Origin of the sequence: Saccharopolyspora endophytica (assembly GCF_018070075.1) — a bacterium.
GTDB classification, from domain to species: domain Bacteria; phylum Actinomycetota; class Actinomycetes; order Mycobacteriales; family Pseudonocardiaceae; genus Saccharopolyspora; species Saccharopolyspora endophytica.
In genome coordinates this window covers 347,868-369,879 of record NZ_JAGPXE010000004.1, presented here as the reverse complement: position 1 = coordinate 369,879, position 22,012 = coordinate 347,868, and the positions used below count along the sequence as shown (strand labels likewise).

The 22,012-nt window shown below is 70.5% G+C and carries 14 protein-coding genes; 6 read left to right on the top strand and 8 right to left on the bottom strand.

Going from position 1 to position 22,012, the window contains the following annotated elements:
• Positions 1-215: 215 nt before the first annotated feature.
• The 3 genes from KBO27_RS12305 to KBO27_RS12295 are packed head-to-tail and all read right to left on the bottom strand — an operon-like array spanning position 216 to position 2,940.
• Positions 216-992, bottom strand: coding sequence for an ABC transporter ATP-binding protein (locus KBO27_RS12305; RefSeq protein ID WP_210970115.1), 777 nt, complete (start codon positions 990-992; stop codon positions 216-218).
• Positions 989-2,002 carry a FecCD family ABC transporter permease gene (locus KBO27_RS12300; protein WP_210970114.1) on the bottom strand — a complete coding sequence of 338 codons (1,014 nt, stop codon included), beginning with the start codon at positions 2,000-2,002 and terminating at the stop codon, positions 989-991. Before KBO27_RS12300 ends, KBO27_RS12305 begins: the two co-directional genes overlap by 4 nt.
• Entirely contained in the window at positions 1,999-2,940 is a 942-nt protein-coding gene (locus KBO27_RS12295) for an ABC transporter substrate-binding protein (protein WP_210970113.1), read from the bottom strand. The genes KBO27_RS12300 and KBO27_RS12295 overlap by 4 nt, the downstream gene beginning before the upstream one ends.
• A 533-nt stretch (positions 2,941-3,473) precedes the next feature.
• On the opposite strand from KBO27_RS12295, the gene gltB reads away from it, so the two are divergent.
• Positions 3,474-8,024, top strand: coding sequence for a glutamate synthase large subunit (gene gltB / locus KBO27_RS12290; protein ID WP_210970112.1), 4,551 nt, complete (start codon positions 3,474-3,476; stop codon positions 8,022-8,024).
• Positions 8,017-9,519, top strand: coding sequence for a glutamate synthase subunit beta (locus KBO27_RS12285; protein WP_210970111.1), 1,503 nt, complete (start codon positions 8,017-8,019; stop codon positions 9,517-9,519). Before gltB ends, KBO27_RS12285 begins: the two co-directional genes overlap by 8 nt.
• A gap of 197 nt (positions 9,520-9,716) precedes the next feature.
• On the opposite strand, the gene KBO27_RS12280 is transcribed toward KBO27_RS12285, so the two are convergent.
• Together KBO27_RS12280 and KBO27_RS12275 are read right to left on the bottom strand one after the other, a co-directional pair.
• Positions 9,717-12,011, bottom strand: coding sequence for a HelD family protein (locus tag KBO27_RS12280; RefSeq protein ID WP_210970110.1), 2,295 nt, complete (start codon positions 12,009-12,011; stop codon positions 9,717-9,719).
• 326 nt (positions 12,012-12,337) lie between these two features.
• Positions 12,338-13,726, bottom strand: a complete 1,389-nt coding sequence (locus KBO27_RS12275) for a GntT/GntP/DsdX family permease (protein WP_210970109.1) — start codon at positions 13,724-13,726, stop codon at positions 12,338-12,340.
• Between the two features lie 168 nt (positions 13,727-13,894).
• On the opposite strand from KBO27_RS12275, the gene KBO27_RS12270 reads away from it, so the two are divergent.
• Positions 13,895-14,587, top strand: coding sequence for a FadR/GntR family transcriptional regulator (locus KBO27_RS12270; protein ID WP_210970108.1), 693 nt, complete (start codon positions 13,895-13,897; stop codon positions 14,585-14,587).
• 66 nt (positions 14,588-14,653) lie between these two features.
• Here the strand turns inward: KBO27_RS12270 and KBO27_RS12265 are convergent, their stop codons facing one another.
• A complete protein-coding gene (locus KBO27_RS12265) occupies positions 14,654-15,472 on the bottom strand; it encodes a transglycosylase SLT domain-containing protein (protein ID WP_307870368.1) in 819 nt (272 codons plus the stop codon).
• 129 nt (positions 15,473-15,601) lie between these two features.
• Complete coding sequence (locus tag KBO27_RS12260) at positions 15,602-17,968, bottom strand: ATP-binding protein (protein WP_210970107.1); 2,367 nt, start codon at positions 17,966-17,968, stop codon at positions 15,602-15,604.
• 201 nt (positions 17,969-18,169) lie between these two features.
• On the opposite strand from KBO27_RS12260, the gene KBO27_RS12255 reads away from it, so the two are divergent.
• Positions 18,170-18,835 (top strand): DUF2461 domain-containing protein, encoded by a 666-nt coding sequence (locus KBO27_RS12255; protein WP_210970106.1) that lies wholly within the window; start codon positions 18,170-18,172, stop codon positions 18,833-18,835.
• A gap of 200 nt (positions 18,836-19,035) precedes the next feature.
• Here the strand turns inward: KBO27_RS12255 and KBO27_RS12250 are convergent, their stop codons facing one another.
• The gene (locus tag KBO27_RS12250; protein WP_307870367.1) at positions 19,036-19,335 is read right to left on the bottom strand and encodes a VanZ family protein; all 300 of its coding nucleotides are present in this window, start codon (positions 19,333-19,335) and stop codon (positions 19,036-19,038) included.
• 122 nt (positions 19,336-19,457) lie between these two features.
• Here KBO27_RS12250 and pyk point away from each other — a divergent pair, with 122 nt between their 5' ends.
• Entirely contained in the window at positions 19,458-20,879 is a 1,422-nt protein-coding gene (pyk, locus tag KBO27_RS12245) for a pyruvate kinase (protein ID WP_132677376.1), read from the top strand.
• A gap of 66 nt (positions 20,880-20,945) precedes the next feature.
• The gene (locus tag KBO27_RS12240) at positions 20,946-21,890 is read left to right on the top strand and encodes an acyl-CoA thioesterase (RefSeq protein ID WP_372448839.1); all 945 of its coding nucleotides are present in this window, start codon (positions 20,946-20,948) and stop codon (positions 21,888-21,890) included.
• The last annotated feature ends 122 nt before the right edge of the window (positions 21,891-22,012 follow it).

Here is a 22,012-nt window from a genome sequence, read left to right as displayed (position 1 = left end):
GTCCGATCCAAGATCTCCGTGGAAATCAGGCACCGGACTTCAGTGGAAATCCGGTCCCGGTGCCAGGTCTCGGGTTTCAGTGGAAATCAGGCACCCGGTTTCGGTGGAAATCGGGCCTCGGGTCGCGGGTGCTGGGGTTCAGCGGAGGTCCGGTCCCTGGTCGCGGGCACCGGATTTCAGTGGAGATCGGGGATCGGATTTCCACTGAAATCCGGTCAGGTGAGGCGGGTGGGGGTGATGACGGGGGTGCCGTTGGGGGTGTGGAGGACGGTGGTCCTGGCCGCGTAGTGGGTGTTGAGGGTTTCGGGGGTGAGGACTTCGGCCGGTGTGCCGTGGGCCGCGGGGGTGCCGTGGGACAGCAGCAGGAGGTCGTCGGCGTACTGGGCGGCGAGGGTGAGGTCGTGGAGCGTGGTGATGACCGTGGTGCCCAGTTCGGTGCGGAGTTCGTCGACGAGGTCCAGGAGTGATTGGGCGTGGCCGATGTCGAGCCCGGTGGTGGGTTCGTCGAGCAGCAGGACTCCGGCTCGTTGAGCCAGGGCGCGGGCGAGGACCGTGCGCTGCCGCTCGCCGCCGGAGAGGGTGTGCAGCGAGCGCCCGGCGAGGTGGCTCAGGTCCAGGCGGGTGAGGAGTTCGCCGACGACGTCGAGGTCGCTGCGGCCTTCGCGCCCGAGCGGACCGAGGTGGGGCGTGCGCCCGAGCAGGACGTAGTCGGTGACCGTGAGTCCCAGCGGCAGCTGCGGGATCTGCGGCGCGTAGGCGAGGGTGCGGGCGCGCTCGCGGCGGCGCAGCGATGCCGTCCGCCGGCCGTCGACCAGCACGTCCCCGGTGTGTCCGAGCAACCCGGCGACGGCTTTGAGCAGCGTGGACTTGCCCGCGCCGTTGGGTCCGATGATGCCGAGCCAGCCGCCGGTGTCCACTGTGGTCGACACCCCGGAAACGACCGGGCGGCGGCGGTATCCGGCCGCGAGGTCGCGGATCTCCAGTCGGCTCACGCCCGCCTCCGGTGCAGCAGCACGGCGAAGAACGGGGCACCGGTGAACGCGGTGATCACGCCGATCGGGATCTCGGCGGGCGCGAGCAGGGTCCGCGCGAGCACGTCGGCGAGCACCAGGAACACCCCGCCGAACAGCAGCGACATCGGCAGGATGATGCGGAAACCGCCGCCGAGCGCCAGCCGCACCAGGTGCGGCACCGCGAGCCCGACGAACCCGATCAGCCCCGCCACCGACACCGCGGCGGCGGTGGCCAGCGATGCCGCGATCAGCACCAGCATCCGCACCCGGCCGGGGTGCACGCCCAGCGACGTGGCTTCCTCGTCACCGGTTCCCAGCACGTCCAGCAGCCGCGCGCACAGGCACAGCACGACGGCCGAGACCACCAGGTGCGGCAGCACGATCAGCACCTCGCGCCATCCGGTGGTGCTCAACCGCCCGAGGATCCACAGGTAGACCTGCTGCAGCGACTCCACCCGCAGCTGCTGCAGGAACGTCTGCCCGGCTGTGAGGAAGGCGCCCACCGCCACGCCGGCCAGCACCAGCGTCGCCGTGTCGGGGCCCGCCGAACGCCCGACCAGCCAGGTCAGCCCGACCCCGCCCAGCGCTCCGGCGAACGCCGCCGCCTGCACCGGGATCGACAGCCCGGACTGCGGCGCGGTGGTGATCACGAGGGTGACGGCCAGGCCCGCTCCGGCGGCCGATCCCAGCAGGTAGGGGTCGGCGAGGGGGTTGCGGAACACGCCCTGGAAGGCGGCACCGGACACTGCGAGCGCAGCGCCGACGAGCACGCCGAGCACGGTGCGGGGGACCCGCAGGTCCCACAGGATCGCCGCCTCGCGCTCGGACAGCGGGGAGACCCCGCCGGTCAGCTGCGCGACGATCTCGGCCAGCACCCGGTCCCGTCCGAGTTCCGCGGCGCCCACCAGCACCGACAGCAACACGCTCCCCACCAGCACCAAAACGCCGACGACGAGATGCCACGGGCGGAGTCGGGTCGGTGAGATCAACCCTGCTGTGCCTTGCCCACGGCCTGGCTGATGGAGCGCACCAGCTCCACCACGCGCGGTCCCCAGCGGCTGGCCAGGTCGTCGTCGAGCTCCACGACCTGATTGCGCTGGACGGCGTCGATGGTGTGCCAGCCGGGACGCGCGGCGATCGCGGCGGCGTTGACGCCGCAGCACTTGGTGTCGGCGGCGAAGATCAGGTTCGGGTTGGCCTGGACCACGTGCTCCTGCGACAGCTGCGGGAACGGCCCACCGGCGGGATCGGCGATGTTGACCATCCCGAACAGCGAGTACACGTTGCCCACGAAGCTCTGCGAGGTCGCCGTGTAGAGATCGGGGCTGACCTCGTGGAAGTAGGTCATCGGCTGCGGGGGCTTGGGCGTGGAGGCCACGATGTCGGCGATGTCGGTGCGCATCTTCTGCACCATCGCGTTCGCCTGGTTGCCGTGCCCGGTGGCGCGGCCGATCGCCTGGATCTGCTGGTAGGCGTCGTCCAGGCTGGCGGCCGCGGGCGTCAGCAGCACGGGCACGTCGACCACCTTCAGGCCCTCGGCGAGCTGGGTGGCGTTGTCCGGGGCGATGACCAGGTCCGGATTCTTGCTCGCCACGGCGGCGGCGTCGGCGGTGAAGCCGGACAGCTCGGTGCGCGGCGCGTTCTCCGGGTACGTGGAGTGCTGGTCGACGGCGATGACCTGATCGCCCGCGCCGAGCGCGAAGAGGGTCTCGGTCGCCGACGGCGACAGCGACACGATCCGCTTGGGCTGCTGGAGCAGGGTCACCGGCTGGCCGCCGGGCAGCGAGACCTTCGCGGGGAAGGACGACGCGGGATCGTCGGGCACCACCGGCACCGGGGAGTGCTGGCGGGTCGCGCACGCCGTGACCATGGTGAACAGGGCGAATGCGGCCATCATCAGGGCGGCGAGACGGCGGAACCCGGTCATGTCTTCCCTCGGGTCGGAGCTGGCGAAACGAACACCCACGCGGTGGGTGCCCTGAGCTGGAAAGATATCAGCAAAGATCGCTCGGGGAACCTGCCGGAGGGCGAGCGCTACCCAGGCGGCGACGCTGCGGGTAAATTCGACGACGGACCGTGTCCGCCGGCGTGCGGTTCGCTCGGGCGAGCCGCCGACGGGCTGTGTGACGTGTTCAGGCCGCGTTCCGGTCACGACGTGACCGCGCCGATCCTGAGCAGCCGAGTCCTGGGCGTGTAACCAGCGACGGGCGTGACAACAAGATGTTCAGCATCACTTTCAAGGTGCTGCTTCCGGGTATCCTGGCTGTTAAAGTCTGCTAAACGCTCCGGTTACAGCGAGCGGGCGAGCGCGCCCGAAATCTCGCTCCCGAAATCATCTACGGCAGAACCGGAACATCCTAGCTGCGGGCCAGTGCCGTCCCGTGCCCAGAAGTCGAAGAAGTCAGGTCAACGGCCGACCGCCGACTTTCAAGCACGAGCATGACGAGGGAGGTCTGCGCAGTGGTCTTCTCTGCGATCCCAGCGGCCCAGGGCCTGTACGACCCGGCTGCGGAGCAGGATTCCTGCGGCGTGGCCATGGTCGCCGACATTCGCGGTCGGCGTTCCCATGGAATCGTCGCGGACGCCCTGACCGCCCTGGCGAACCTGGAGCACCGCGGTGCCGCGGGCGCCGAGCCCACCAGCGGCGACGGCGCGGGCATCCTGCTCCAGCTGCCTGACGAGCTCCTGCGCGATACGGCGGGCGTGCCCCTGCCCGAGCCCGCCGAGAACGGCGAGAGCCGCTACGCGGCCGGAATGGGCTTCCTGCCGGCCGACGCCGAGCAGCGCGAGCGCGTCGTGGCGCTGGTCGGGGAGATCGCGGCCGAGGAGAACCTGACCGTCCTGGGCTGGCGCGAGGTGCCCACCACGCCGGACCGCGCGGACGTGGGCACCACGGCCCGCGACTGCATGCCGCACTTCGCGACCCTGATGGTCGCCGGCAACGGCGGCGAGTCCGGTCTGCAGCTGGACCGGCTGGCGTTCTGCCTGCGCAAGCGCGCCGAGCGCGAGGCGGCGCGGCAGGGCCTCGAGCTGTACTTCCCGTCGCTGTCGGCGCGCACGTTCGTCTACAAGGGCATGCTCACCACCCAGCAGCTTCCCGGCTTCTTCCCGGACCTGACCGACGAGCGGCTGGCCAGCGCCATCGCGCTGGTGCACAGCCGGTTCTCCACGAACACGTTCCCGTCGTGGCCGCTGGCGCACCCGTTCCGCTACGTGGCGCACAACGGCGAGATCAACACCATCCGCGGCAACCGCAACCGGATGCGGGCTCGCGAGGCGCTGCTGTCCTCCGACCTGATCCCGGGCGAGCTGTCCCGGCTGTACCCGATCTGCTCGGATGACGCCTCCGACTCGGCGTCCTTCGACGAGGTGCTGGAGCTGCTGCACCTGGGTGGCCGGTCGCTGCCGCACGCGGTGCTGATGATGATCCCGGAGGCGTGGGAGAACCACGCCGAGATGGACCCCAAGCGCAAGGCGTTCTACCAGTTCCACGCGAGCCTGATGGAGCCGTGGGACGGCCCGGCGTGCGTCACCTTCACCGACGGTTCGCTGGTCGGGGCGGTGCTCGACCGCAACGGCCTGCGCCCGGCGCGCTGGTGGCGGACCGCCGACGACCGCGTGGTCCTGGCCAGCGAGACCGGTGTCCTGGGCCTCGACCCGTCCGAGGTGGTCGCCAAGGGCCGCCTGCAGCCGGGCCGGATGTTCCTGATCGACACCGAGCAGGGCCGCATCGTCGACGACGAGGAGTTCAAGACCGAGCTGGCCTCCGAGCACGCCTACGACGAGTGGCTGCACGCCGGTCTGCTCAACCTCGACGAGCTCGCCGACCGCGAGCACGTGGTCAGCACCCACGAGTCGGTGGTGCGCCGCCAGCTGTCCTTCGGCTACACCGAGGAGGAGCTGGCGCTGCTGCTCGCCCCGATGGCCACCGCAGGCGCCGAGCCGCTGGGATCGATGGGCGCCGACACCCCGCCCGCTCCGCTGTCGCAGCGCTCGCGGATGCTCTACGACTACTTCGTGCAGCAGTTCGCGCAGGTCACGAACCCGCCGCTGGACGCGATCCGCGAGGAGATCGTGACCTCGGTGGCGCGGATCATGGGCCCGGAGCAGAGCCTGCTGAACCCGTCGTCGGCGTCCTGCAGGCACATCGTGCTGCCCAACCCGGTCATCGACAACGACGAGCTGGCCAAGCTCATCCACATCAACGACGACGGCGACCTGCCGGGGTTCTCCTCGGCGGTGCTCTCCGGTCTGTACGAAGTGGACGGTGGCGGTGCGGCGCTGGCAGAAGCCATCGAGCGGGTCCGCGCCGAGGCTTCCGAGGCGATCGCCGCCGGGGCGCGCGTGCTGGTGCTCTCCGACCGGGACTCCGACCACCAGCGGGCGCCGATCCCGTCGCTGCTGCTGGTGTCGGCGGTGCACCAGTACCTGATCCAGACCAAGGAGCGGCTGCGCGTCGCGCTGGTCGTGGAAACCGGTGACGCCCGCGAGGTGCACCACGTGGCCGCCCTGCTGGGCTACGGCGCGGCGGCGGTCAACCCGTACCTGGCGTTCGAGGCCATCGAGGACATGATCTCGACCGGTCAGATCTCCGGGGTGCGCTCCAAGGTCGCCCTCCGCAACTACGTGCAGGCGCTGGTCAAGGGCGTGCTGAAGGTGATGTCCAAGATGGGCATCTCGACCGTCGGCGCCTACACGGCCGCGCAGGTCTTCGAGGCCGTCGGCCTGTCGCAGGAGGTCGTGGAGTCCTACTTCCTGGGCACCACCTCCAAGCTCGGCGGCGTCGGACTCGACGAGCTGGCCGAGGAGGTCGCGCAGCGGCACCGCCGCGCCTACCCGGACAACCCGACCGAGCGCGTGCACCGCAAGCTGGAGACCGGCGGCGACTACTCCTACCGCCGCGAGGGCGAACTGCACCTGTTCACGCCGGAAACGGTGTTCCTGCTGCAGCATTCGACCAAGACCGGCCGGTACGACAAGTTCCGCGAGTACACCGCGGAGTGCGACCGGCTGGCGGCCGAGGGCGGCACCCTGCGCGGGCTCTTCGAGTTCGACAGCGCGCGCGACCCGATCGACATCGACGAGGTCGAACCGGCCTCGGCGATCATGCAGCGGTTCTCCACCGGCGCGATGAGCTACGGCGCGATCTCCGCCGAGGCCCACGAGGTGCTGGCGATCGCGATGAACCGCATCGGCGGCAAGTCCAACTCCGGTGAGGGCGGCGAGGACGTCGACCGGCTCTACGACCCCGAGCGGCGCTCGGCGGTCAAGCAGGTCGCCTCCGGCCGCTTCGGCGTGACCAGCGAATACCTGGTCAACGCCAGCGACATCCAGATCAAGATGGCCCAGGGCGCCAAGCCCGGCGAGGGCGGTCAGCTGCCCGCGCACAAGGTGTACCCGTGGATCGCCAAGACGCGGCACTCCACGCCGGGCGTCGGGCTGATCTCGCCGCCGCCGCACCACGACATCTACTCGATCGAGGACCTGGCGCAGCTGATCCACGACCTCAAGAACGCCAACGAGCAGGCCCGCGTGCACGTCAAGCTGGTCAGCGAGGTCGGCGTCGGCACGGTCGCGGCCGGTGTGTCGAAGGCGCACGCCGACGTGGTGCTGATCTCCGGTCACGACGGCGGCACCGGTGCCGCGCCGCTGACCTCGCTCAAGCACGCGGGCACGCCGTGGGAGGTCGGGCTGGCCGAGACGCAGCAGACGCTGCTGCTCAACGGCCTGCGGGACCGGATCACGGTGCAGTGCGACGGCGGTTTCAAGACCGGCCGCGACGTCGTGGTCGCCGCGCTGCTGGGTGCCGAGGAGTACGGGTTCGCGACCGCGCCGCTGGTCGTCGAGGGCTGCATCATGATGCGCGTCTGCCACCTCGACACCTGCCCGGTCGGTGTCGCGACCCAGAACCCGGACCTGCGCAAGAGGTTCACCGGTCAGGTCGAGCACGTGGTGAACTTCTTCGAGTTCATCGCCCAGGAAGTGCGGGAACACCTGGCGCAGCTGGGTTTCCGGACGCTGGACGAGGCCATCGGCCAGGTCTCGGCGCTGCGGCGCGACAACGCCGTGCAGCACTGGAAGTCCCGGGGCCTGGACCTGGAGCCGGTGTTCGCCGAGCCGCGGACCCCGTACTCGTCGGTGCGCCGGAGGGTCCGCGAGCAGGACCACGGCCTCGACGAGGCGCTGGACCGCACGCTGATCCAGCTCGCCGAGGCGGCGTTGGAGGACGCCCGCCCGGTGCGGTTGCAGCTGCCGGTGCGCAACGTCAACCGCACCGTCGGGACCCTGCTGGGCGCGGAGGTGTCCCGCCGCTTCGGCGGCGACGGCCTGCCGGAGGACACCATCCACGTCGAGCTGGAGGGGTCGGCCGGCCAGTCGCTGGGCGCGTTCCTGCCCGCCGGCATCACGCTGGACATGGTCGGTGACGCCAACGACTACGTCGGCAAGGGCCTCTCCGGCGGGCGGATCGTGGTCCGCCCCGACCCGAACTCGGCGTTCCGCGCCGAGGACCAGGTCATCGCGGGCAACGTGATCGGCTACGGCGCGACCAGCGGTGAGATCTTCCTGCGCGGCCAGGTCGGCGAGCGCTTCGCCGTCCGCAACTCCGGTGCGCAGCTGGTCTGCGAGGGCGTCGGCGACCACGCCTTCGAGTACATGACCGGCGGCCGGGCGATCGTGCTCGGCGGCACCGGCCGCAACGTCGGCGCGGGCATGTCCGGCGGCATCGCCTACGTGCTGGACCTGGACCCGGTGCGGGTGAACACCGCGATGGTCGACCTCAAGCCGTTGAGCACCAAGGAGCTGAAGTGGCTGCACGAGGTCGTGCGGCAGCACCACGAGCTGACCTCCTCGGCGGTGGCCGCATCGCTGCTGGGCGACTGGCCGCGGCGGTCGGCGGCGTTCACGAAGGTGATGCCGCGCGATTTCCAGCGGGTCCTGGACGCCATGCGGATGGCCAAGATCGAGGGCCGGGACGTCAACGAGGTGATCATGGAGGCTTCCCGTGGCTGACCCCAAGGGTTTTCTGAAGCACTCGCGGGCCGACGCGCCGAAGCGTCCCACCGACGAGCGGCTGGGCGACTGGCACGAGGTCTACGCCGCGCTGTCCGCGGAGGACCGCAACGAGCAGGTCTCCACCCAGGCCGCTCGCTGCATGGACTGCGGGATCCCGTTCTGCCACTCGGGTTCCGCGGGCTGCCCGCTGGGCAACCTGATCCCGGAGTGGAACAACATGGTCCGCCGCGGCCAGTGGGAGATGGCCAGCGACCGGCTGCACGCGACCAACAACTTCCCCGAGTTCACCGGCAAGTTGTGCCCGGCGCCGTGCGAAGCCGGTTGCGTGCTGGCGATCTCGCCGGAGGCCGGGGGAGCGGTGGCGATCAAGCGGGTCGAGGAGACCATCGCCGAGGTCGGCTGGGAGAACTCCTACGTCTCCCCGCGCATCACCGAGGAGCACACCGGCAAGCGGGTCGCCGTGGTCGGTTCCGGCCCGGCGGGCCTGGCCGCCGCGCAGCAGCTGACCCGCGCGGGCCACGAGGTGACCGTCTACGAGCGCGACGACCGCATCGGCGGGCTGATGCGCTACGGGATCCCCGAGTTCAAGATGGAGAAGTCCGCCCTCGACCGGCGTCTGGCGCAGATGCGCGAGGAGGGCACGAAGTTCGTCACCGGCTGCGAGGTCGGCGCGGACCTGACCGTGGACGACCTGCGCGCCGGTCACGACGCGGTGGTGCTCGCGGTGGGCGCGCTGCGCGGCCGCGACGACACCACGATCCCGGGCCGCGAGCTGGACGGCGTGCACCTGGCGATGGAGCACCTGGTCCCGGCGAACAAGGAGCTCGAAGGTGATGGCCCGACGCCGATCTCGGCCGAGGGCAAGCACGTCATCATCCTCGGCGGCGGCGACACCGGTGCTGACTGCTACGGCACCGCGACCCGCCAGGGCGCGCTGTCGGTGACGCAGCTGGACAACTACCCGCAGCCGCCCGGCGAGCGGGACGACGACCTCTCACCGTGGCCGGTCTGGCCGTACGTCCTGCGCACCTACCCGGCGCACGAGGAGGCCGGCGAGCGGAAGTTCGCCGTCGCCATCGAGTCCTTCGTCGGCGATGCCGAGGGCCGGGTCCGCACGGTGCGGTTGCGGCACGTCGAGGTCAGCCGCGACGAGAACGGGCGCCGCCAGGTGGTTCCGGTCTCCGACGAGATCGAGGAGCTGCCCTGCGACCTCGCCCTGCTGGCGATCGGTTTCGAGGGCGTCGAGCGCATGCCGCTGCTCGACGGGCTGGGCATCGAGCTCACCAAGCGCGGCACGATCGGCTCCGGGTCGAACTGGGAGACCACCGCTCCGGACGTGTTCGTCTGCGGTGACGCCCACCGCGGCGCGTCGCTGGTCGTCTGGGCGATCGCCGAAGGCCGCTCGGTCGCGCACGCGGTGGACAGCCACCTGATGGGAACCTCCGAACTCCCCTCCCCGGTCCACCCCACAGCCCTACCCCTGGCCGTGTGATCTCAGTTCCGCGAGGAGTTGCCTGACCACGCAGGCAATTCCTCGCGGAACCCCCGACCCGGCCTCAGTGCGTCGCCGCTCGGCGGGGTGGATTCGAATTTCGCGCGAAATTCGAACGCTGAGCCGGGCGTTCAAATTTCGCGCGAAATTCGAATCGGGCAGCGTGGCCGGAGCCGCGTGCCAGTGCGTGCGGTGGTTCAGGCGAATGAACGTGCCAGGGCGGGTGGCAGGTCGTCGGAGTGGACGATGCCGAGGCGCTGGGTGGCCCGGGTCAGGGCGACGTAGAGGTCGTTGATGCCGCGCTCGGACGCCTCGGCGATCGCCTCCGGTTCCACCAGCAGCACCGCGTCGAACTCCAGCCCCTTGGCCTCGTCGACGGTCAGCAGCACAGCCGGGGATTCGAGGTCGTCGGGGCGGGTGCCGACGACCGCCTCCGGTAGCGACCGGGCCAGCTCGGGCCCGATCTCGGCGAGAAGGTTCGGCGGCATCAGCACCGCCAACCGCCCGTCGGTGACCTCGGACAGCTCGGCCGACACCAGCTGGGGCAGCTCGGAGAGCAGGTCGTCGCGCCGGATGTGCTGCGCCCACGGCAGGTTCCCGCTGGTGCGGACCGAGTTCGGCGGCTCCAGGTCGGTGTCCATATCGGACAGAACTTCTGCGGCGACGTCCATGATCTCCGCCGGGGTCCGGTAGTTGACCGTCAGCTCCGCCAGCTTCCAGCGGTCCTGGACGTACGGTGAGAGGACGTCGTCCCAGGACTGGGTTCCGCCCAGGGCGCCGGTCTGGGCCACGTCGCCCACCAGCGTCATCGACCGGCTCGGGCAGCGGCGCATCAGCACCCGCCAGGCCATCTCCGAGAGCTCCTGGGCCTCGTCGACGATGACGTGACCGAAGGTCCACGTGCGGTCCTCGGCGGCGCGCTCGGCGGCGGTCAGATCGCTGCGGGTGCGGAACCGCTCGGCCAGCAGCTCCGCGTCGAGCACGTCGGAGACGCGCAGCCGCTCCTCGTCGGCGATCTCCTCGTCCTGCTCCATGATGTGCAGAACGCCTTGCGCGTAGGCGAGTTCCTCGCGCTCCGCGCGTTCGCGGTCGGCGCGCTCCTGCGCGTCGTCCTCGCCGAGCAGTTCGGCGATCTCGTCGAGCAGCGGGACGTCGGCCGGGGTCCACGGCGCGCCCGCCGGGCGGGACAGGGCGTCGCGCTCGGCGTCGTCGAGCACCTTCGCGGTGGCGGTGGCCAGGCGTTGCGGGGAGCTCAGCAACTCGTCGAGCAGCAGCTGCGGGGTCAGCTCCGGCCACAGCTCGTCGAGCGCGCGGGCCACCTCGGGATCGGCGCGCAGCTCCACGTTGATCTCGTCGAGGTCGCGCCGGTCCAGCAGCTCCCGGCCGAGCCGGTCGGCGACCTGCATCGTCAGCGCGCGGTACATCTCGTCGCGGAACACCCTGCGCGCCAGGTTGTGCGGGCGCCGGGTCCGGCGGGCGCGGGAGCGCGCGGCGGTGGCGTCCTTGCGGTGCAGGTGGAGCGGCTCGCGGTCGAAGGTGACCTCGACGCGGTCGCGCGGGACCTGCTGCCGGTCGCGGACCGCCGCGTTGAGCACGTCGGTCATGCTCAGCCGCCCCTTGATCTCGGCGACCTGCGCGGATTCGGTTCCGGTGGCGGTGATCCCGGGGTACAGACCGCCCACAGTGGACAGCAGCACACCGGTCTCGCCCAGCGAGGGCAGCACCTGGCCGATGTAGTGCAGGAACGTCGGGTTCGGCCCGACGACGAGCACACCGCGCTTGGACAGCTGCTCGCGGAACGTGTACAGCAGGTAGGCGGCGCGGTGCAGCGCGACGGCGGTCTTGCCGGTGCCCGGCCCGCCCTGCACGACCAGCACGCCGTTCATGCCCGCGCGGATGACGCGGTCCTGCTCGGCCTGGATCGTGGAGACGATGTCCTGCATCTGGCCGGTGCGCCGGGCGTCCAGCCGCGCCAGCAGCGTCGCCTCGCCCGCCAGGCCCAGATCGCTTCCCTGCTCGGCGGCGTCGAGATCGAGGATCTCGTCCTCGTAGTCGAGGACCTTGCGCCAGCTGGTCTTGAGGTGCCTGCGGCGCTGCACGCCGTCGCGCGCGGCGGCCGTGGCCAGGTAGAACGGGCGGGCGGCCGGTGCGCGCCAGTCCAGCAGCAGCGGCTCGTACTCGTTGTCCTCGTCGAACAGGCCGATCCTGCCGACGTGGAAGGTCTCGCCGCCGTCGAGATCCAGGCGCCCGAAGCACATCCCGTGCTCCACCGCGCTGAGCTGGGTGAGCTTGTCGGTGTACATCCGGGTGGAGATGTCGCGCTCCGTGCGGGCCTGGGGCGGACCGCCGCTGTCGCGCAGCGTGGCCTTGAGCCGCTGGGTCGTCTCCGCCCTGAGGTCGTCGAGCTTGCCGTACAGCACGTTCAGGTAGCGCTGCTCGGCCGCGATCTCATCGGTGCGGACGGTTTCCCGATCAACTCGGGCGTCGGACAATTCGCCACCTCATGCCAGGCGCGGACAAGACAACCGGGCCGCAAGGCCCGACCTGCCAATATACCGCCTCTCCCGGCCCGGGGTCCCCGGTCGCGCTCCCACCCCGCGGTGCCGGTCCCGCGCGGGATCTCAGTGGGAATCAGGAACCCGAATTCCACTGGAACAAGGTTTCCGGTTTCCACTGAAATCCGGTCATCCAGGTCTGGGGAGGTCCCGGGTGACCGGTTGATGGGGGTGGGGGACGGAGGAGTTGGTGGGGGCGGGACGGAAGAACCCCTGGATTCCGGTGGGATTCCAGGGGTTCTTCGGGGGTTTCGGGTGTCCTCCTAGACGACGGCGGAGATGCCGAGGATGACGACGAAGGAGACGACGGACAGGAGGGTCTCCATGGCCGACCAGGTCTTGAGGGTCTGGCCGACGGTCATGCCGAAGTACTCCTTGACCAGCCAGAACCCGGCGTCGTTGACGTGCGAGAGGAACAGCGAGCCGGATCCGATCGCCAGCGCGACCAGCGCGCCCTGCGCGGGCGGCAGGCCGATGACCAGCGGTGCGACCATGCCCGCGGCCGAGATCGTGGCGACCGTCGCCGAACCCGTCGCGACGCGGATGCCGACCGCGATCAGCCAGCCCAGCACCAGCGGTGACAGGTTCGCCCCGGCGGCCAGGTCGGTGATCGTGTTGTTCACGCCGGAGTCGACCAGGGTCTGCTTGAAACCACCACCGGCACCGACGATCAGGATGATCCCGGCGATGGCGGGCAGCGAACCGCCGATGACGTCGGACAGCTGGGAGCGGGAGAACCGGGCGCCGCGGCCCAGCACCACGATCGCGATCAGGACGGTCAGCATCATCGCCACGACCGGCGTGCCGATCGTGTCCAGGATCGTGTAGCCGAGCGTGTCCTCGGCCAGCGCCAGGTCGGCGACCGACTTGCACAGCATCAGCACGACCGGCAGCAGCAGCATCGCCACGGCGGCGAAGAAGCTCGGCCGGTGCGGGTGCTCCTCCCGCTCGGGGGCCTTGCCCAGCAGCTGGGTGGCCGGCGGCAGGTCGACGCGCTTGGCGATGTAGGAGCCGAACAGCGGACCGGCGACGATCGCGGTCGGGATGGCCACCACGATGCCCAGCGCCAGCGTCAGACCGAGGTCGACGTGGAGCGCGTCGACGGCGGCGAGCGGACCGGGGTGCGGCGGGACGAGACCGTGCAGGATCGACAGACCGGCCAGCGCCGGGATGCCGATCCGCAGCATCGGCTGCTCGGTCCGGGCGGCGACCATGACCACGACCGGGACCAGCAGCACGACGCCGACCTCGAAGAACATCGGCAGGCCGAGCAGCGCGGCGATGAACACCATCGCCCACGGCAGCGTCTTGCTGGTGGTGCGGCGCATGACCGTCTCGACGACCTGGTCGGCGCCGCCGCTGTCGGTGAGCAGCTTGCCGAGCATGGCGCCGAGCGCGACGAGCAGGCCGACGTCGCCGACGGTCTTGCCGAGGCCCTCGGTGAAGGTGTCCACGAGGTCCCCGAAGGGCATCCCGGCCACCACGCCGAGCGTGGTCGCGCCGAGCGCGAGGGAGAGGAAGGGGTGGAGCTTCGCCCAGCTGATCAGCAGCACGATCACCGCGATGCCGGCGACCGCGGCGCTCAGCAGACGGGTGTCGTGCGCCGTCCAGGACGCTGCCTGGGCGAGCGGGGCGGAAAGGCTGGAAAGCATGGAGGGCTCCTCGTTGAGCAGCTGGTGCGCGCCACAGCCTAAGCAATAAGTATGACTTTTAGCTTTTCATGACCGATTAAGTATTACTGTTACGCCGGTCACCCGGGTTCGCCGCCTACTCTCGGGCACTGGTCGAACGCGTTTTTCACCGGTGAAGGAGCGTGGCGGATGAGCGGCGGGCTGCACGGCAAGGTGCTGGAAGTCCTCGGCGGGGAGATCGCCGCGGGCATCCACGCTCCCGGCAGCGTGCTGCGCATCGAGCAGCTGGAGGAGCGCTTCGGCATCTCCCGCAGCGTCGCTCGCGAGGTCGTGCGCACCCTCGCCTCCATCCGGCTGGTCCTGGGCCGCAAGCGGGTCGGCATCGTGGTGCGCCCGCGCGAGGAGTGGAACAGCTTCGACCCGATGCTCATCCGCTGGCGGCTGGCCGCCGACCGCTCGGCCGAGCTCAAGACCCTCGCCGAACTGCGCACCGCCGTCGAACCCGTGGCCGCCGCGGCGGCCGCCGACCGCGCGGAGGACGACCACGCGGCCCGGCTGGTCGCGCTCTCCGAGCGGATGGTGGCCACCTCGCGCGCCGGTGACCTGGAGGCGTTCATGGACGCCGACGTCGAGTTCCACCGGCTGATCCTCACCGCCTCCGGCAACGAGATGTTCGCCCAGCTCCACGAGGTCGTCGAGGAGCTGCTGCGGTGGCGCGCGGGCCACGGCCTGATGCCGGTGCATCCGCGTCCGGTCGCGGTCCGGCTGCACTGCGAGATCGCCGAGTGCATCCGGGCGGGCGACCGGGTCCGCGCCGAGTGGGCCATGCGGGAGCTGGTGGCCGAAGCCCTCGAAGGAACCCTCGAAGGCCTGGAGCCCTGAACCGCCCCCGGACGCACGAATCCCTCGCGACCTCGGGGGAGTGGTCGCGAGGGATTCGGCCCGGGATCAGTAACCCTGGTAGCTGCCGCCGGAACGCAGGCCCGAGACGCCGGGGACGTCGGCGACGGAGCCGTAGCGCTCGATCGAGTAGCGGGTGGCGGCGATGATGTTGTCGACGGGGTCGTAGATGTTCTGGTGGCCGGGCAGCGCGAAGGACTCGAAGGTCGGCGCGATGGTCTGCATCAGACCGATCGACGGGGTGCCGGCCGCGGCGTTGGAGTCCCAGTTGTTCGTGGCGCTCGGGTCACCGTTGGACTCGTGCATGATGATCGTCCGGATGGCCTCGGCATCGATCTGGTCGCGCGGGATGCCGCTCTTCTCCATGACCTGGATGGCCTCCTGGATCCAGGCGTCGATCTGGTCCTTGGGCTTCGGGGCTTCCTTGCGCTCCGGCGCGGCCTCGGGGGCGGGCTGGGCTGCCGGAGCGGGCTGCGCGACGGGGGCGGGCGCGGCCTGGGGCTGGATGACCGGAGCCGGAACCGGGGCGGGGACCGGCGCGGGCAGCTGCGGCGCGGGGGCGGCCAGCGGGGCCACCTCGGCGGCCTGGTGCACCGGAGCGGACTCGGTGCGGGTCTCGGCGTTGTCGCCGCCCGCGGCGGCGGTGAACACACCGAGCACGCCGAACGCCGCGACTGCGGCGCCGACCTGCAGCGACCGCACCTTGGGGGCGACGCGGTGAGCGCGGTCGGCGGGTTCGCCGAGGAAGCTCGCGCGCAGTCGGCCGCCGAAGGGCGCCGTCCTCTCCCAACGGCGCCGGCCGGTCGTGCGATCCTGCGGGGTGTCGGGGGTGATCTGGTCGGGGGTGTTCGTCTCGTCGGGGGTCACGAGGAACCAGACTCCGGAACGGAGAGTCACCCTGCATGGTGGTTTCTACGGGGTCGACTACCTAGATTGAGCCATTCGGGGCAATCGATGAACGTTTTTGACTACCCGTTGTGATAGTGGGCAAGAACGTTACCGGGCTTCGGTGTCGGCTGCGTCACCCGTTCGCTGCCCCGCGACCCATCCCGCGATCTGCGCGCGGGAGGTGAAGTCGAGCTTGGTCAGGATGTTCTGCACGTGCCCCTCGACCGTGCGCTGGGCGATCACCAGGTTCTCCGCGATGTCCTTGTTGGTGCGCCCCTGCGCGACCAGATCGGCGATCTGCCGCTCGCGGCGGGTCAGCGGCATCGGGTGCACGTTGTCCTCGGACTCCGATCCCGACGACGACCGCCTGGTGGTGCGCTTGAGCTCCAGCGCGTAGTCCGCGGCGTGCGTCAGCGACATCTCCCGCCCGCGCTCGTACTGCTCGTCGAACGCCTCCGGTCCCAGCGCCGTCCGGATCTGCATCAGGTGCTGATCGTGGTCGCCGGCGAACCGCGCCCAGAACCCCGGCGCCGAGCGCACCGCGTCCCACAGCGTCGAGGACGCGCCCAGCAGCCGGGCCGCGCGTTCGAAGCGCTGCTGGCGGTGCGCGATCCAGGCGAGCGTGTCCATGCTGAAGGCGATGCCCAGCCGGTTGTCGAGCTTGCGCTGCAACCGCAGCGCTTCCTTCACCGAGTTCTCCGCCCGGTCGGCGCGGTCCCGGCGCATCTGCACCTGCGCGGTCGCCCACTGCGCGTAGGAGCGCCAGTACAGCTCGCTGTGCTCGGTCGACAGCTGGATGCACTCGGCGAGCATCCGCAGCCCGGCGTCGGGGTCGTCGCCCATGCCCTTGATCAGGCCCAGCGCGTGCAGCGACCACAGCTCACCGGCCAGCTCCCGGTGCTTGCGGAACTGCTCCAGCGCCCCGTCGGCCAGTTCGGTGCCGCGCCGCTGGTCGTTGTTGAAGAACGCGATCAGCCCGTGCAGCAGCGCCAGGTAGGCGCGCTCGATCTCGTCACCGCGCCGGGTGGCCAGCGCGGTGGCGCGTTCGAGGGTCGGCTGCACCCGGTCGAGATCGCCCTGCAGCAGCGCGAACCAGGCGCTGACCCGCAGCGCCTTGGCGCGTTCGGGCAGGTCGCTCCGGGTGTTGTCGAGGACCTCGTCCAGCCAGTGGCGCGCTTCGGCGTTCAGACCGCGGATTCCCCAGTACGGCCACAGGTCGGTGACCAGCCGCAGCGCGGTCCCGCCCGTCTCGGAGCCCTCGGCGGCGTGCCGCAGCGCCATGCGCAGGTTGTCCTGCTCGTTGCGCAGCCGCTGCACCCACGCGGCCTGGTCGGGACCGATCCACTCGGCGGCGAACCGCGCGCTGAGCTCGGCGAAGAAGGTGCAGTGCCGGTCGCGCACCAGGTTCGTCTCGCCGTACTCGCCGAGCTTGTCCAGGCCGTACTCGCGCAGCGTGTGCGGCAGCCGGTAGCGGACCTCGCCGCCGTCCTCCTCGCGCATCAGCACGGACTTGTCGACCAGCGAGTGCACCGCGGTGAGGATGTCGACGCCCTTGCCGTCGCCGGCCACGTGCTCGGCGGCGGAGAGGTCGAAGCTGCCGGAGAAGGCCGACATCCGCGCCCACGCCCGCCGGTCGCGCTCGTCGAGGAGCTCGTAGCTCCAGTCGATCAGCGCGCGCAGCGTCTGCTGGCGGGGAGGCGCGCCTCGGCGGCCCTCGGTGAGCAGGTCGTAGCGGTCGGCGAGGCGCTCCTCGAGCTGCTGCAGCGACAGCGACCGGAGCCGGACCGCCGCCAGCTCTATGGCCAGCGGGTTCCCGTCGAGGTGGTGGCACAGCCGCATCAGCGCGTCGGCGTTGTCGGCGGTGACCTCGAACTCCGGGACCGCGGCCTTGGCCCGGTCGACGAACAGCCGGACCGAGGCGAACTGCTCGTAGGCCTCGGCGGGCGGGAGGTGGCCGGGATCGGGCACCTGCATCGGCGGCACGACGACCGTGGACTCGCCGGCCACGCCGAGCGACTGCCTGCTGGTGGCCAGCACGCGCACGCCCGGGCACCAGCGCATGATCGCGTCGACGAGCATGGCGACGTCCTCGATCACGTGCTCGCAGTTGTCCAGGACCAGCAGCATCTCGCGGTTCTTGAGCTGGTCGACGATCGTCTCCAGGCCCGCGGCCGACGACGGCCCGCCGAGACCCAGCTGCTCGATGACGGCGTCGAGCACCAGCGCACCGTCGTCGAGGTTCTCCAGCTCGACGAACCACGCCTTGTCGCGGAAGGAGCGGCGCATGTTCGAGGCCACGCGCACGGCCAGCCGCGTCTTGCCGACACCGCCCGGACCGGTGAGGGTGACCACGCGGGCCTCGGAGAAGAGGCGTTTGGTCAGGGTGATCTCACGACGACGGCCGACGAAGCTCGTCACGTCGGCCGGGAGGTTGCCCGCTGATTCGCGCATGCGGGCGTTGGCAGTGGAGACCACCATTCGAGCTTAGCTCGCGAATCGGCCGCTGACCTGGGATCTTGATCCGCCCGGCCGCTGTAATCCCTTCGAGGGGACTTCGGAGACCAGCCGCCCCGCAGTAGTCGTGGAATCCACCCGGCCGGGGGTTCCGCGGCTCCCTTCCACGAGGAGGTCGGCTACCCGCACCGGCGCGTCTGATCGCCCCTCTAAGGTCGAGGCGTGAGGTTCGAGGGTTTCGGCGACGGGGTTGTGGAGTTCTACGAAGGGCTCCTGGCGGACAACTCGAAGGCCTACTGGGCGGACAACCAGCGGCTCTACTCCGAGCACGTGCGGGCGCCGATGGAGGCGCTGCTGGCCGAGCTGGAACCCGAGTTCGCGCCCGGGTTCGGCAAGGGCAAGGTGTTCCGGCCCTTCCGCGACGTGCGGTTCAGCCGCGACAAGTCGCCGTACAAGACCCACTGCGGAGCCGTCATCGAGCAGGGGCGCGGCGGCGGCGCCTACTACGTCGAGGTCGGCCCGGAGGGGATGATGGTGGCGGGCGGCTGCTACCACACCGAGTCCGACCAGCTGGCCCGGTTCCGGGCGGCGGTCGACACCGAGATCCACGGCGAGGAGCTGCGAAGGCTGCTCGACGCGCTCGCCGAGCAGGGCTGGGAGATCGCCGGGAGCACGCTGCAGACGCGCCCGCGCGGCTTCGCCCCCGATCACCCGAGGCTGGACCTGCTGCGGCACAAGACGCTCTACGCGGCCCGCACCTGGGAACCCGACGACGTGCTCCACGAGCGCGACTGCCTGCAACGGGTGCGCGAGTCGTGGGAGGCCGTGCGCGAGCTCAACCAGTGGTGCGCCGACCACGTCGGCATCACCGAGAAGAAGCGGCGCTGAGGGCTTGTCGCTGCTTGGGTTGGGTTGCTGGGCGGTGCGGGTGGCGGAACCTGAGCGGCTCTCTGGCTCCGGGATCCGAGACTGATGTATGCCAGCCAAATACACGGCGCTTCGGCTGTCCTCCCCAGAGAGCCGCTCAGAACCCGCGGCGGTGCCAGCTGCCAGGGTGGTGAAAAGAGGATGCGGCGCCGCCGCGTGCCTCAACGGGCCTTGGACCTCAGGGCGAACGCCGCCCAGCCGGCCAGGGCGCCCGCGACGTCCACGAGGCCGTCGAGGAGTTCGCAGCTGCGCCCCAGCGGCAGCACGCCCTGCAGCACCTCCGAGAGGGCTGCGTAGGCGACGAGCGCGGGCAGCAGCGACGAGGTGCGCCACCCGGCGAGGCGACCGGTGATCGCCAGCGCGGCGAAAAGGGTGAAATGCACCACCTTGTCGGTCCCCGGCGGAGCCGTGGGCACGCCCGATTCCGGGGTGAACAGCACGATCACGCTGATCAGGAGCACGATCAGGAGCGGAAGCCGTTTGAGCTGGTTTCTGTAATGATCCAGCAACGAAATCACCGATCAGCTTCTTGGGGCGTGGCTGAGTGCTGCACCCGGGCGGCGAGAGACTACGCTGACGTGATGTGAGTCGACGAGCCAAGATCGTTTGTACCATGGGCCCCGCCACCGCCAATCCGGAGAAGGTGGCCGAGCTCGTCAGCAGCGGAATGGACGTCGCCCGGCTGAACTTCAGCCACGGCAGCCACGCCGACCACCAGCAGGTCTACGACATGGTCCGGGCCGCGGCGAAGGAATCCGGCCGCGCCGTGGGCATCCTAGGAGACCTGCAGGGACCGAAGATCCGGCTCGGGAAGTTCGCAGCCGGACCGGTCGAGTGGCGAACCGGCGACGTCGTGCGCATCACGGTCGATGACGTGCAGGGCACGCATGACCGGGTGTCCACCACCTACAAGGGCCTGGCCGAGGACGCCAAGAAGGGCGACCGGCTCCTGGTCGACGACGGCAAGGTCGCGATGGTCGTGACCTCCGTCGAGGACAACGATGTCGTGTGCGAGGTGACCGAGGGCGGTCCCGTCTCCGACAACAAGGGAATCTCCCTGCCGGGCATGGACGTCTCCGTGCCGGCCCTGTCCGAGAAGGACATCGAGGACCTGGAGTTCGCGCTCGAGCTGGGCGTGGACTTCATCGCGCTGTCGTTCGTGCGCAGCCCCGCCGACATCGACCTGGTCCACCAGGTCATGGACCGCGTCGGCCGCCGCGCACCGGTCATCGCGAAGCTGGAGAAGCCGGAGGCGGTGGACAACCTCGAAGCCATCGTGCTGGCCTTCGACGGTGTCATGGTCGCCCGCGGTGACCTCGGCGTGGAGCTCCCGCTCGAGCACGTCCCGCTGGTCCAGAAGAAGGCGATCCGCATCGCGCGGGAGAACGCCAAGCCGGTCATCGTGGCCACCCAGATGCTGGACTCGATGATCCAGAACTCGCGCCCGACCCGGGCCGAGACCTCCGACGTCGCCAACGCGGTCCTCGACGGCGCCGACGCGGTGATGCTGTCCGGCGAGACCAGCGTCGGCCGCTACCCGATCGAGACCGTGCAGACCATGGCCCGCATCGTCGAGGCCGTGGAATCCGGTTCGCCCACGCCGCCGCCGCTGAGCCACGTCCCGCGCACCAAGCGCGGCGTGATCTCCTACGCGGCGCGCGACATCGGCGAGCGCCTCAACGCCAAGGCTCTGGTGGCCTTCACGCAGTCCGGCGACACCGTGCGCCGGCTCGCGCGACTGCACACCCGCCTGCCGCTGCTGGCGTTCACCCCCGAGGAGTCCGTGCGGAGTCAGCTCGCTCTCACTTGGGGGACGGAAACGTTCTTGGTGCCTAAGGTGGACACAACGGACCAGATGGTGCGGCAGGTCGACCAGGCGATGTTGTCGCTGGGCCGGTCGCAGCGCGGCGACATGGTCGTGGTCGTCGCCGGTTCGCCGCCGGGCACGGTCGGTTCGACCAACCTCATCCGCGTGCACCGGCTGGGCGAAGAAGACCACGTCTGATCGGCCTTCGGACGGGAGCACCAGCTCCCGTCCGGCCGGTCGGGCGCACTACCCGAGGAGCACGCAGTGACCGAAGCGGCCAGGGCCGCAGCAGCCGACCCGGCCGGAACCCACCTGCAGGGCGAGGTTCCGGTGGACGTCAACGGCGTGCCGCACGGCCAACCCGTGCTGGACAGCCTGGTCGCGCTGCTGGACCTGGAGCGCATCGAGGAGAACATCTTCCGCGGTGTCAGCCCCGCTTCCTCGACCATTCGCGTCTTCGGCGGCCAGGTCGCCGGACAGGCGCTGGTCGCCGCCGGTCGCACGGTGCCGGAGGAGCGACGGGTGCACTCGCTGCACGCGTACTTCATCCGGCCCGGCGACCCGAGCATCCCGATCGTCTACGAGGTCGACCGCACCCGTGACGGTCGTTCGTTCACCACGCGCCGCGTGGTCGCGCTGCAGCGCGGCAAGACGATCTTCTCCCTCTCGGCGTCGTTCCAGCTCGACGAGGACGGCATCGACCACGCCGAGCCGATGCCCGAGGTCCCCGACCCCGAATCGCTGCCGACGTTCGGCGAGCGGCTCGGCGAGTCGCTGTCGAAGCTCGGCCCGCCGCAGCCCCGCCCGATCGACGTCCGCTACGTCACCGAGCCGCCGTGGGTGAGCCGCGAGAACGGCCCGCGCGAGGCCCGCAACCAGGTGTGGATGCGCGCCGACGGCGCCCTGGCCGTGCCGGACGACCACCTGCTGCACGTCTGCATCGCCGCCTTCGCCTCCGACATGACGCTGCTGGACGCGCCCCTCGCGCGGCACGGCGTCTACTGGGGCCTGGACAACGTGGTCGGCGCGAGCCTGGACCACGCGATGTGGTTCCACCGCCGCTTCCGCGCTGATGAGTGGTTCCTCTACGACTGCGCCTCGCCGAGCGCCTCCGGCGGTCGCGGTCTGGCCACCGGCCGCTTCTTCTCCCAGGACGGCCAGCTGGTCGCCACGGTCGTCCAAGAGGGCCTCCTCCGCGTCAACGACTGACCTGACGTCGTCCCGCCTCCGCCACGCGCCCACTCCCGTGCAGCCCCCCGATTTCAGTGAAATCAGATCCCGGACTTCCACTGAAATCGGGTTCTCGAGTTCCACTGAAGTCAGGTTCCGGG